Here is a 12,850-nt window from a genome sequence, read left to right on the forward strand (position 1 = left end):
GCGTCGCGGCTCAACCCTGACAGCAAGCGCAAACGGCATTCGACCAGCCTGATCAACAGGCTCGGCAGCATCGCCGGATGTGCGCTTTCACATTGAGCCCGATGAGATTTTCGATATGCAAGAACATGCAAAAACACTGAAGCCGGCATTGGCTTGTACCCCTTTGCTGATGTCACCTGTTGATCAGGATCGCTGGCAGCCATTCGGTCATGGGCCGACGGTTACGCCAGCGTTTTCCTTGATCCATCACGCCATTGAAGCGCAAGCCGCGACCAGCCCCCAAGCGATTGCTGCCCATTGGCAGGGGGAAACCATTACCTACAACGAGTTGAACAGGCAGGCCAATCGACTGGCTGGGTTGTTGATCAGCCAAGGTGTCAAACCAGGCGATCACGTTGCGTTGTTTGTAGAGCGCTCGATCCCCATGCTGGTGGGGATGTTGGCCGTGTTGAAAGCGGGCGCGGCCTACATCCCTCAGCATGTGGGCATTACACCGGCGCCACAACTGCGCCACATCATGCAGGTTGCCGATTCACGTGTGGTGCTGACGCTGTCGAGCCTTCAATCACGGCTTCCCCTGACGCCAACGCAACACTGCATTTGCCTCGATGAGTTCATGAGGTTGCCATCAATCCTCTCAGACGAAGTGAACGTGGCCGGTTCGCTGTCCTCGACTCAGGATCAACTTTGCTTCGTTCTGTTTACTTCCGGTACCACCGGATTGCCCAACGGGGTTCGGGTCACCCACCGCAATGTCTGCAATATCCTGCTGACCGAACCTGGCAATCTCGGCATGAAGCCCGGGATGAAAGTCGGGCAGATCCTGAACATCGCTTTCGATATGGCCGCGTGGGAGACGCTCGGTTGCCTGGCCCACGGCGCGACATTGATGATCCGTGGCAAGGACATTGATCAGACCGCCGAGCAATGCGATGTGCTGATCGCCACGCCATCGATTCTCGGCACCCTCGATCCGGCGCGCTGCCAGCAGGTCAAGGTCGTGGCGGTTGCCGGGGAGCCGTGCCCGCAACCCCTGGCTGATCGCTGGTCGTCGTTCTGCACGTTCTTCAATGCCTGCGGGCCGACCGAGACCACCATCGTCAATACCATGCAGTGCTATCGGGTTGGAGAGGCGCTGACCATTGGCAAACCTACGCCGAACAATACCGTGTACGTACTCGATGAAGCCGGTCAACCCTGTGCGGTCGGGGAACAAGGGGAAATGTGGGCTGGCGGCGTCTGTGTGACGGCGGGCTATCTGGGCAATGCCGCACTGACTGCCGAACGGTATCGCCCCGATCCATTTCTCGGTCAGGGCCGAATGATGTTTCGCACGCGCGACTTGGGACGCTGGACAGCACAAGGCGATCTTGAGCACTTGGGGCGCGTCGATGATCAGGTCAAGGTGCGCGGCTTTCGCGTTGAGCTCGACAGTGTTTCCGCGGTGCTGGAGTCGTGCGACGCCTGCGAGCGGGCGGTGACGCTAAAACTCGACCATCGCCATCTGGTGGCCTTTGTCAGTCCAGCGACGACGAATATCGATGAGGCCAGACGTCTCTGCGAGGAGCGGCTTGCCTACTATTGCGTACCTTCGTTGATCATCGCCCTGGACGTTATTCCGCTGACATCACGGGGCAAAGTCGACAAGCGACTGCTGCTGGACATGGCATTGGCGCATCAGGCCGGGTCTGACACCAGCACAGCCCCTGTGGTGAGCGCATGAGCGCCGCTCGCGGTTTACCCGCCAAGCGAGCACTGTGGCGACGGCTTGGAACGCTGCCGATGTTTTCCCATTACAACCGTCTTGTGGCGTTGGTACTGGGACTCAATGGTGCCGCGCTGCTGCACGGGCTGAATGCCGGGCAATGGTGGACGACCTCCGGTGTGGAACTGGAAATATTGGCCGGGATGGTGTTGGCGAATCTGTCGATGGCCATTCTGATTCGCCAGCAATACATCATCAATCTGCTGTTCTGGCTTGCAACCCGGGCTCCCACCTCGTGGCCGCTGGCGGTTCGTCGCTCGCTGGCCAAGGTGTATCACTTCGGTGGTCTGCACAGTGGCGCAGCCTTGGCGGCCATTGGTTGGTTCGTGGCGTTGCTCGGCTCGTTGAGTTGGCATTGGATGGAGAGCCTGGGCGGTGTTTCACCCGCGCTTCTGTGGGTGAACGGCGGGCTGTTGGGCGTTTTGTTGGCGGTGGCAATCATGGCTCATCCACGGATTCGCGCACGCTTTCACAATGGGTTCGAACGCACACACCGCTTCGGTGGCTGGACAGCGCTCGTGCTGTTCTGGGGCTCGACACTGCTGTTCGCCCAGGATCAGAACCCGCAATCGCCGTTGCCGGAAATACTGGTGGCGTCGGTTCCATTCTGGATGCTGGTGGGGCTGACGTTCAGTATTGCCCTGCCGTGGATGCGTTTGCGCAAAGTGCCGGTGCAATTGATCAGAACTTCACCTCATGCAGTGATTGCCCGGTTCGGGCATGTCACGCCATTTGCCGGTTCGTCCAATGCCATCAGTCTCAATCCGCTTCTGGAATGGCACTCGTTCGCCAACATTCCCACCCCGGGAGAGGCCGGTTTCCGCCTGATTATTTCCCGAGCAGGAGACTGGACCGGCGAGTTTATCGAACAGCTGCCGACCCACGTCTGGGTCAAGGGCATCACCACCGCCGGCGTTGCGCACATCGAAACCTTGTTCAAATCGGTGGTGTACATCGCCACCGGCAGTGGCATCGGCCCGGTGCTTCCCCATCTGCTGGCCAGACAAGTTCCGATACGTCTGATCTGGTCGACCCGCAGTCCACGAAAAACCTACGGTAACGAACTGGTCGAGGAAATCCTGCGGGCCGAGCCCGATGCCTTGATCTGGGACACCGACCTGCTCGGCAAACCTGACCTGGTGCAACTGGCCTATGACGCGGTTCAAACGTTCGGAGCAGAGGCGGTGATCTGCATTTCCAATCAGGCGCTGACTCAGCGGGTGGTCGAGGAAATGGAAGGACGGGGCATTGCGGCCTACGGCGCTATCTGGGACTCCTGAGGCGTACGTGAGCGCCCGCCATCCAAGTATTCGACATTATTTAATGAGGTCACCATGTACACACTGATCGAACGTCATGATCGAGTCGTCCTGATTCGTCTCAATCGTCCGCAAGCGCGCAATGCACTGAGTTACGAGGTCATGCGCGAACTGCTGGACCACCTGCAACGCCTGGACAGGGATCCGTCGGTGGGGTGTTTTGTCATTACCGGAACGGCGGATTTTTTCGCGGCCGGCGCCGACATCAAGGAGATGAGCGAAAAGTCCTACCTGGACATGGTCCATGAAGACTTCTTTGCCGAGTGGGAAGCCTTTGCTGCTTTACGGACGCCCAAGCTGGCGGTTGTCGCCGGTTATGCCTTTGGCGGCGGTTGTGAGTTAGCCATGATGTGCGATTTGATCTTTGCTGCCGATACCGCGCGATTTGGCCAACCGGAAATCAAGTTGGGTGTGATGCCCGGGATGGGCGGCACCCAGCCCCTGACGCGCCTGATCGGTAAATCGAAAGCCATGGACATGATCCTGACGGGGCGCTCGATGTCGGCCCATGAGGCTGAGCGGGCAGGGCTGGTATCCAGAGTGATAGACGCAGCTGATCTGCTCGAACAATCCATGGCGGCGGCGCACACCATCGCCGGGTTCGCCAAAAGCGCCACCGTGGCCGCTCGCGAAGCCGTTGATCGCGCGCTGGAACTCGGGTTGCGCGAAGGCTTGTTGTTCGAGCGAAGGAGCTTTCATGGATTGTTTTCCACTCCCGGGCAAAAAGAAGGCATGGAGGCTTTTCTGGATAAGCGTGAGGCGTGTTTTAACCAGGTCTGACGGGGTTAGGGCATTCGTCGCACGCGTTGCTTTGAAAGAAACTACAGTTCAGAGGGAATAATCCTACGTGACGTTCGTCTCATAGCTCCTTCCCCCTGCGGCCTACGGCCCTGGAGTTTTTCATGGTTGATCGCTCAACACCGCCAACCGGGCCCTCCCGGCCACCGCTGAGTGCCGCGAGCCTGACGTTGCGACTGACTGGCATTGCTGTGGTGGTCGCCGCCATCGCCGGGGCATTTGCTTACGTCAACGGCACACTCGACCCACAGCGCCTGACGCCGAAAAAGCTGATCAATGTGCTGGAAACCAACAATGGCGTGCACCCCGGCTTCCGACGGAACCACTCCAAAGGCGTGTGCGTGATCGGGCATTTCGAGAGCAGTGGCGAGGCCCGCAGCTATTCGAGTGCTCAGGTGTTCAATGAAGCCCGAACCCCGGTGGTGGGGCGATTCGCGCTGCCGGCCGGCAATCCTTACGCGCCGGACAACAGCGTGCCGATTCGAAGCATGGCGCTGCGCTTCACCCAGGCCAATGGTCAGCAGTGGCGCACCGGGATGAACAGCATGCCGGTGTTCCCGGTGGGCACGCCCGAAGCGTTCTACCAATTGCAGCAGGCGCAGTCACCCGATCCGGCCACCGGCAAGCCCAATCCTGCCGCTGTGCCGGCGTTCTTCGGTGCGCATCCGGAAGCCGCACCCTTTCTGGCGTGGATCAAGACGGCCAAACCGTCAGCCAGTTACGTGACGGAAACCTATAACAGCGTCAATGCGTTTTACCTGGTGAACGCCGCCGGACAGCGGCAAGCGGTGCGCTGGAGCATGGTGCCGGTGGCGAAGGATGCAGCCGGCGCAACGGCGCCGGAGGGCGGCGACTTTCTGGAGAAAGACCTGGTGCAGCGCATTGCCGCGGGCCCATTGCGTTGGCAATTGAACATCACCCTGGCCAACCCCGGGGACCCGGTCAACGACGCCAGCAAGGCCTGGCCCGATGGCCGCAAGGTCCTGAACGCCGGCACCCTGGTTCTGGAAAGCACCCAGCCGCAACTCAATGGTGAGTGCCGAGATATCAATTACGACCCGCTCGTGCTGCCTGCCGGTATAGAAGGGTCCGACGACCCGCTGCTCGCAGCTCGTTCAGCCGGTTACGCCAGTTCCTACTTGCGTCGTACCAGTGAAGTCAACCAGTTGCCTGCCGCTAAACAGGAGGCTCAACAATGAGCGCTCAACCGAATCATTTCGCTCCTTTGGCGCGACTGCTGCACTGGCTGATGGCGTTGATGATCATTGCCATGCTGTTTATCGGTGCGGGCATGGTGGCCTCGGTGTCCGAACGACATGAATGGCTGATCCATCTGCACAAGCCTTTGGGTGTCGCGATTCTATTGTTGGTGATTGTGCGGCTGGTGGTGCGTTTCTCCACGCAGCAACCGCCGCTGCCGGCGGACCTGCCAGGTTGGCAAGCGCTGGCGGCGAAGGCCTCGCATGTCTTGTTGTACGCCTTGATGCTGATTTTGCCGCTGCTGGGCTGGGCGATGATTTCAGCCGCCGGGGATCCGGTGATGCTGAGCAGTTCGATCCAGTTGCCGTCGATCCTGCCCGCCAATGCGCAGGTGTTTGCGTTTTTGCGCAAGGCTCATGGGTATCTGGCGTATCTGCTGTTTCTGACCGTGCTGGTGCATCTGGCGGCCGCGTTGTTTCACGGCTGGGTGCGTCGCGACGATGTGCTGGACAGTATGTTGCGAGGAAAGGATCGCGTCTGAGTGAGGCATGGCTGCATGCGAGGCATGCAGCCATCGAGCTCGATCAGCGCAGGATGTCGATCATCTCGGCAACGGTCGTCAGTACGTCCTTGCCCAGTTGCTTCGAGCGCTTGCCCGACCAGCCGGTGAGCGCATTCGGCGCGTCATCGTTGTCCTTGAAAGGCATTTCCAGGGTCAGCGAGAGGCAGTCGAATTTCTGACCGACGCTGTTGCAAGCCAGCGTCATGTTGGCTTTGCCCGGCTCGTCACGGGTGTAACCGTGCTTGGTCTGGAAGTCCTTGGTCTGGTGTTTCAGGTGACTGCGGAAATGCTCTTCGAGTTTTTCGATCCGCGGCGTATAGCCCGGGTTGCCTTCGCAACCGGCGGTGAACACATAAGGGATTTCTTCGTCGCCGTGAATGTCGAGGAACAGATCGACGCCGTATTTTTCCATTTGTTGCTGAACAAACCACACTTCCGGGCTGTTTTCCGGGCTGGCGCTCTGCCACGCACGGTTCAGGTCCTGGCCCATCGCGTTGGTGCGCAGGTGGCCGTGGAAGGCGCCGTCGGGGTTCATGTTCGGCACCAGATACAGATCGGCGCTGGCCAGGAGTTTGTTCAGCACAGGATCATCGTGCCGTTCCAGGCGTTCGATCACGCCTTCCATGAACCATTCGGCCATGTGTTCGCCGGGGTGTTGCTGGGCGATCATCCAGATTTTGCGCCGACCTTCGGCACCGGTGCCTTTACGCAATAACTGAATGTCTCGACCTTCTGCGCTTTTGCCTGTGGCCAGCAGTTCGGTGCCGGCCTTGGTTAGCGCCTGTTCGATCAGCCAGTCGTGACGGCCTCGGCTGTAAGGTTCGAAGTAAGCAAACCAGGCGTGGGTGGCCGTGGCTTCAAGGCTGAAACGCAGGCAGTCACCTTCAAAGATGGTCGGCACCCGGAACCAGTTGACGTGGTCGTAGGACGCTACGGCCTGATAACCATCCCAAGCCTTGTTATACGAAGACTTGCTGGCATTGTTCAGACGAAACCAGTGCTCTTGACCGACGTGCAGACCGCTGGCCTTGAAGTGAAACCATTGGAAGTGTTGGCTGCGGGTGTCCGGCTTGATAGCCAGCAATGCTTGCAACGGGTTGCTGATGTCCAGCACTTCAATGTTGCCACTGTCGAAGTTGGCGCTGATATCGAAGGAAGATTTGGCCACGCTCATAGTCGATTCCTGAATATGATTTATGGCTGCTACTTTACACGCTGGGAAGGGAAATACCGGGGGAAATTGTGGGGTGGAAAGGGGGGGCGTCCTCCTTGACGCCGACGCAGCTTAGAGACTGTGTAATCGATTCTCAAGTGCTATTTTTATAAGTTTGGGCCAATGATGCCGGGCTTATTTCGCAGACGGATGTTCTTTCGCTATTAGCCGCACATTCGAATTAACATCACGTCATGTCTTCATTTGCCTGACAGCCAACGCCAGAATAATCGGCAAAAAAAAACCCGGCAAAAAAGCCGGGTCAAAAACCGTGATTAGCCTGATGAGGAGATAGTCCAGAAGACCGACCTAAGGTCTCTTGGCCATCGACTGATCTCGCGATCAGCTGCATGCAATAATAATCATTCTCGTTTGAAAGTCAAATGATTTTATCTGCTCGATTGGAAAATTCTTTCCCGGCCTCTTCTCGGGCAAGTGCGCCTCATAGCGCCGGAGCACCTTGCAGAGACCGATCTATCATCGCCTTGGCCATGTCGATCATATGCACCGTAGAAAACGCCAGGTCACGGCTCGCGCCATTCAGGTTGTTGGCTGATTCGTACGCCGTTGCCGCGGCACAGCGCAACAGGTCCGAGGCGTGAACCAGTGCTTCTTCCGCGCTGATGTCCGGTTTCACATCGAAAAAACGCTCCTCGACGGCCACTTCTGACACAGCTGGTTTCAAGTAATAGTCCAACGCTCGCTGCGCTGCGGCATAGCCTTTGGTGGAGGTGAGAGTGGTGTCGATTTGCAGGTCCGGCAAGTCGTTGCTGGGGTTGGTCATGACGATGGCAAGCTCCGTGATAGATTCAGATCCGTGAACCCATCCTAGTACTATCTGTATTTGTGACCGGAATTTAAATACTACAATTTGTGTTTTGTTGGTCGGAGTACCCCACGTATCGTGCCGCACATGGATAAATGGATTGAGTTGGTCAAAGCCAAGATGAGTGAGCTCAAAGTCACTCAGGAAGTACTCGCCGACCGCCTGGGAATGTCTCAAGGTGGCGTGGGTCATTGGCTGAATAAACGCCGTCAGCCGAGCATCGAAGACATGAACCGTGTCTTGCGAGCGCTCGGGATGGAATTTCTGGAAGTGGCGATGGTGATCCGCGAGCCTGTGGTCCTGCTGGACGATGAGGTGTCCCTGACACACAAGTACAACCCGTACTTCCGTTACCCGGTCAGCGACTGGCGAGAGCCTGCCCAATTGCGGGACGGTGAATTGCCGGAATACGGCAAGCCACGGTTTGAACTCACGGATTACCACGCGCAGGGCAAGGCGTTCTGGCTGGTGGTGGTCGGCGATGCGATGACCGCACCCACCGGCATCAGCATCGCCGAAGGCATGATGATCCTGGTAGACCCGGCCATCGTGCCGGAACCTGGAAAACTGGTCATCGCCCAATGGCCGGACAGCGCCGAGGCGACCTTTCGCAAGCTGATCGAAGAGGGCGGGCAGCGTTACCTGGTCCCGCTCAATCCGACGTATCCGAAAGCCCTGTACACCGAGGAATGCAGAATCCTCGGCGTGGTGGTTCAGGCAACGGCCAGATTCTAATCAGATCGGTCCTCGCAGAGCGTAGGACCGATCCTCATTTCAAGCCTCTTCCAGCTCGACCAACGCACTGCCTTCGCTGACCATCTCGCCTTCCTGGCAATACAGCGCCTTGATCACTCCGGCGTGTGGCGCACGAATGCTGTGCTCCATCTTCATCGCTTCCAGCACCACCAGTTGCGCCCCGGCTTCAACGGTTTGCCCGGCCTCGACCAGCACGCGCACGATGCTGCCGTTCATGGGCGCGGTCAGCCCGCCCTGATGGCTGTGGCTGGCTTCGACGGCGCTGATCGGGTCGTAGGACTCGATACGACGCAACTCGCCATTCCATTGCAGATACACCACCTCGCCATGGCGGATTACCCGATGTTGGCGGCGGACGCCATCGTGGTCGGTCAGCAGTTGCTCGCCCTTGAGTTGTGCGGTGTGGGCATCAACGTTACCCAGCGTCAGGGCTCGGTCCTGACCCTCGCAGCTTAAATGCAAGGTGATTTCTCGCGGCAGACCGGCACGCAAACCGTTGCTGATGCCCCACGGCGAACTCACATCATCGGCGCGCACTGTACGCGGCAGGCTCTGGGCAAACGCTTGAGCGGCGGCTTGCCAGAATTCGTCGCCCAGATCCGCAGGTGCCGGCAGCAATTGCTCCTGATAGCGCGGGATGAACCCGGTATCCAGTTCTGCCGCAGCGAACGCCGGGTGAGCGATGATCCGGCGCAGGAAGTTGATGTTGGTCTTGAGCCCGCCGATGGCAAACTCATCGAGCATGCTCAACAAGCGCAAGCGCGCCTGTTCACGGTCCTCGCCCCAGGCAATCAGCTTGCCGAGCATCGGATCGTAGAACGGCGAAACCTCGTCGCCTTCTTCAACACCGCTGTCGACCCGACGTCCCGGTCCTTGCGCAGATTCGCGGTACAGCTCCAGGCGTCCGGTCGCCGGCAGGAAATCGTTGCTCGGGTCTTCGGCATACAGCCGCACTTCGATGGCGTGGCCGATCAGCGGAACCTGCTCTTGTGTCATCGGCAACGGTTCACCGCGTGCCACACGGATTTGCCAGGCCACAAGGTCAAGGCCGGTGATGGCTTCGGTGACCGGGTGCTCGACCTGCAGGCGCGTGTTCATCTCCATGAAGAAAAACTCGCCGCGCGAATCCAGCAAAAACTCCACGGTGCCGGCACCGACATAACCGATGGCCTGTGCCGACCGCACCGCCGCTTCGCCCATGGCGCGACGCAACTCCGGGCTCAAGCCTGGCGCGGGTGCTTCTTCGACGACTTTCTGGTGCCGACGCTGGATCGAGCAGTCTCGCTCATTGAGATACAAACAGTTGCCGTGCTGATCGGCGAAGACCTGGATTTCCACGTGACGCGGTTTGAGCAAATATTTCTCGACCAGCATCCGAGAGTCGCCAAACGAGGATTTGGCTTCACGCTGGGCCGAGGCGAGGGCTTCGGCCAGTTGGCTGACGTCCTCGACGACTTTCATGCCTTTGCCACCGCCACCGGCCGTGGCTTTGAGCAACACCGGGTAACCGATGCGTTCGCAAGCATCGCGGAAGGTGTCGAAATCCTGAGCTTCACCGTGGTAGCCAGGCACCAACGGCACACCGGCGGTTTCCATCAAGGCTTTGGCGGCGGACTTGCTGCCCATCGCATCGATGGCGGAGGCCGGCGGGCCGAGGAAAATCAGGCCTGCTTCTTCAATCGCGCGGGCGAACCCGGCGTTCTCCGACAAGAAGCCATAACCTGGATGAATCGCTTGAGCGCCGCTGGCTTTGGCGGCAGCGATCAGTTTGTCGATTTGCAGGTAACTGTCGGCGGCTTTGCTGCCACCGAGGTCGACGCGGATATCCGCTTCGCGGCTGTGTCGTGCATCACGGTCGGTGGCGCTGTGCACGGCCACGGTGGTCAGGCCCAGGGCCTTGGCGGTGCGCATCACCCGGCAGGCGATCTCTCCGCGGTTGGCCACCAGCAGGGAAGTAATGACAGGTGCGCTCATTAACGCGGCTCCTTGGTGGTGGGTGCTTGCCAACTCGGCGGACGCTTTTGCAGAAAGGCACGCAAGCCTTCCTGACCTTCGGGGCTGACGCGGATGCGGGCGATGGCGTTTTCGGTGTAGCGGCGCAGCGCCGGGGTCAGCGCGCCGTTGCCGACTTCACGCAGCAGGTCCTTGCTGACACGCATGGCGGCGGGGCTGTTGAGCAGCAGGTTGTCGATCCATTGTTCGACGTTCTGTTCCAGCTCGACGGCCGGAAAGCTCTCCGACAATAGGCCGATTTCTCGTGCCCGTTGACCGCCGAAACGCTCGGCGGTCAGCGCATAACGGCGTGCCGCGCGTTCGCCGATGGCTTGCACCACGAACGGACTGATGACGGCTGGCGCCAGGCCGATGCGTACTTCGGACAGGCAAAACTGCGCTTCATCCGTGCCAATCGCCATGTCGCAGCAACTGATCAGACCCAGTGCGCCGCCGAATGCCGCGCCTTGGACCACGGCCAACGTCGGGACTTTCAGCTTGGCGAGGTTGTACATCAGCTCCGCCAGTTCCCGGGCGTCGTCGAGATTGGTGTGGTAATCGAGCTCGGCCGATTGCTGCATCCAGGCCAGGTCGGCCCCGGCGCTGAAATGCTTGCCGCGACCGCGCACCACCAAAAACCGCAGGCTGGCATCGGTCGAAACCTTGTCCAGCGCGAGGATCAGTTCACGGATCATCTCGGCGTTGAAGGCATTGTTCTTTTCTTCGCGGCTGAGCCACAGGGTTGCGAAACCCCGCGGGTCGGTCAGCAGCTCGAGGGTGTTGAAGTCGCTCATGGTTTTCTCCCGATCACATCCGGAACACGCCGAAGCGGCTCTGTTCGATTGGTGCGTTCAACGATGCGGACAAGGCCAGGGCCAAGACATCGCGGGTCTGGGCCGGATCGATGACGCCGTCGTCCCACAACCGTGCGCTGGAATAGTAAGGGTGGCCCTGCTCTTCGTATTGATCGAGGATCGGTTGTTTGATCTCGGCTTCCTGCTCGGCGCTGAAACCCTGGCCACTGCGCTCGGCCTGTTCGCGTTTGACCTGCACCAAAACGCCGGCCGCCTGCTCGGCACCCATCACGCCGATGCGTGCGTTCGGCCACATCCACAGGAAGCGCGGGTCGTAGGCGCGACCGCACATGCCGTAGTTGCCGGCACCAAAACTGCCGCCGATGATCACGGTGAATTTCGGCACCTTGGCGCACGCCACGGCGGTCACCAGTTTCGCGCCGTGCTTGGCGATGCCGCCGGCCTCGTATTTCTGGCCGACCATGAAGCCGGTGATGTTTTGCAGGAACAGCAGCGGAATGCCGCGCTGACAGGCCAGCTCGATGAAGTGCGCGCCTTTCTGCGCGGCTTCGGCAAACAGGATGCCGTTGTTGGCGAGGATCGCGATCGGGTAACCGTGCAGGTGCGCAAAGCCGCACACCAGCGTGGTTCCGAACAACGCTTTGAATTCGTCGAACACCGAACCGTCGACCAGGCGCGAGATAACTTCGCGCACGTCGAACGGTTGCTTGGCGTCCGCCGACACTACGCCGTACAACTCATCGCTGCTGTAGAGCGGGGCGATGGGCGTGCGTTGTTGCAGTTCACCCAGCTTGCGCCAGTTGAGGTTGGCAACACTGCGCCGGGCAATGGCCAGGGCGTGTTCGTCACTTTCGGCGTAGTGGTCGGCGACCCCGGAAATCTTGCAGTGCACATCGGCACCGCCCAGGTCTTCGGCGCTGACCACTTCACCGGTCGCGGCTTTTACCAGCGGCGGGCCGGCGAGGAAAATCGTCGCTTGCTGGCGCACCATGATCGCTTCGTCCGCCATCGCCGGCACGTAGGCGCCACCGGCGGTGCACGATCCCATCACCACCGCGATCTGCGGGATGCCCATCGCGCTCATGTTGGCCTGGTTGAAAAAGATCCGGCCAAAGTGTTCGCGGTCCGGAAACACCTCGTCCTGACGCGGCAGGTTGGCGCCGCCGGAATCCACCAGATAGATGCACGGCAAGCGATTCTGTTGGGCAATGGTCTGGGCGCGCAGGTGTTTTTTCACGGTCAGCGGGTAATACGAGCCACCTTTTACCGTGGCGTCGTTGGCGACGATCATGCATTCGACGCCTTCCACGCGGCCGATCCCGGCAATCACGCCAGCGGCCGGAACGTCTTCGCCATAGACCGCATAGGCCGCCAGTTGGCTGATCTCGAGGAACGGCGAGCCCGGATCGAGCAGGCGATTGATCCGCTCACGGGGCAGCAATTTGCCCCTTGAGGTGTGGCGTTCTTGTGCCTTTGGGCCGCCACCTTGCTGCACTTGGGCGAGCAGGGTGTGCAGGGCGTCGACCTGTTTGAGCATTGCCGCGCTGTTGGCCGCGAACTCCGCTGAACGAGGGTTGAGCTGGGTATGCAGGATAGCCATGGAC

General features: G+C 59.8%; 11 protein-coding genes. 6 read left to right on the forward strand and 5 right to left on the reverse strand.

The features are described from left to right. The first annotated feature begins 169 nt into the window (after positions 1-169). From QRN31_RS22500 to QRN31_RS22520, 5 genes are all read left to right on the forward strand, one after another. Entirely contained in the window at positions 170-1,723 is a 1,554-nt protein-coding gene (locus tag QRN31_RS22500) for an amino acid adenylation domain-containing protein (protein WP_285434733.1), read from the forward strand. Then, complete coding sequence (locus QRN31_RS22505; RefSeq protein ID WP_285434649.1) at positions 1,720-3,045, forward strand: FNR domain-containing protein; 1,326 nt, start codon at positions 1,720-1,722, stop codon at positions 3,043-3,045. Before QRN31_RS22500 ends, QRN31_RS22505 begins: the two co-directional genes overlap by 4 nt. Before the next feature lie 54 nt (positions 3,046-3,099). Further along, on the forward strand, positions 3,100-3,864 hold the full coding sequence (locus QRN31_RS22510) for an enoyl-CoA hydratase-related protein (protein WP_285434650.1): 765 nt from the start codon (positions 3,100-3,102) through the stop codon (positions 3,862-3,864). A gap of 122 nt (positions 3,865-3,986) precedes the next feature. Beyond that, positions 3,987-5,081, forward strand: coding sequence for a catalase family peroxidase (locus tag QRN31_RS22515; RefSeq protein WP_259156552.1), 1,095 nt, complete (start codon positions 3,987-3,989; stop codon positions 5,079-5,081). Next, complete coding sequence (locus QRN31_RS22520) at positions 5,078-5,623, forward strand: cytochrome b (RefSeq protein ID WP_285434651.1); 546 nt, start codon at positions 5,078-5,080, stop codon at positions 5,621-5,623. Before QRN31_RS22515 ends, QRN31_RS22520 begins: the two co-directional genes overlap by 4 nt. A gap of 43 nt (positions 5,624-5,666) precedes the next feature. On the opposite strand, the gene QRN31_RS22525 is transcribed toward QRN31_RS22520, so the two are convergent. Beyond that, complete coding sequence (locus QRN31_RS22525) at positions 5,667-6,818, reverse strand: M14 family metallopeptidase (RefSeq protein ID WP_285434652.1); 1,152 nt, start codon at positions 6,816-6,818, stop codon at positions 5,667-5,669. 481 nt (positions 6,819-7,299) lie between these two features. Next, the gene (locus tag QRN31_RS22530) at positions 7,300-7,641 is read right to left on the reverse strand and encodes a DUF6124 family protein (protein ID WP_285434653.1); all 342 of its coding nucleotides are present in this window, start codon (positions 7,639-7,641) and stop codon (positions 7,300-7,302) included. Between the two features lie 129 nt (positions 7,642-7,770). On the opposite strand from QRN31_RS22530, the gene QRN31_RS22535 reads away from it, so the two are divergent. Further along, complete coding sequence (locus tag QRN31_RS22535) at positions 7,771-8,418, forward strand: LexA family protein (RefSeq protein WP_285434654.1); 648 nt, start codon at positions 7,771-7,773, stop codon at positions 8,416-8,418. A gap of 39 nt (positions 8,419-8,457) precedes the next feature. Here the strand turns inward: QRN31_RS22535 and QRN31_RS22540 are convergent, their stop codons facing one another. Genes QRN31_RS22540 through QRN31_RS22550 form a run of 3 tightly spaced genes read right to left on the reverse strand, consistent with a single transcriptional unit; the run spans position 8,458 to position 12,846 of the window. Continuing rightward, a complete protein-coding gene (locus QRN31_RS22540) occupies positions 8,458-10,413 on the reverse strand; it encodes an acetyl/propionyl/methylcrotonyl-CoA carboxylase subunit alpha (RefSeq protein WP_285434655.1) in 1,956 nt (651 codons plus the stop codon). Further along, positions 10,413-11,225: a gamma-carboxygeranoyl-CoA hydratase gene (locus QRN31_RS22545; protein ID WP_285434656.1), complete on the reverse strand. Its 813-nt coding sequence runs from the start codon at positions 11,223-11,225 to the stop codon at positions 10,413-10,415. The genes QRN31_RS22540 and QRN31_RS22545 overlap by 1 nt, the downstream gene beginning before the upstream one ends. Before the next feature lie 13 nt (positions 11,226-11,238). Further along, positions 11,239-12,846, reverse strand: a complete 1,608-nt coding sequence (locus QRN31_RS22550) for a carboxyl transferase domain-containing protein (protein WP_285434657.1) — start codon at positions 12,844-12,846, stop codon at positions 11,239-11,241. Between the last annotated feature and the right edge of the window lie 4 nt (positions 12,847-12,850).

It is taken from the genome of Pseudomonas sp. fls2-241-R2A-110 (assembly GCF_030209165.1).
In the GTDB taxonomy this organism is placed as follows: domain Bacteria; phylum Pseudomonadota; class Gammaproteobacteria; order Pseudomonadales; family Pseudomonadaceae; genus Aquipseudomonas.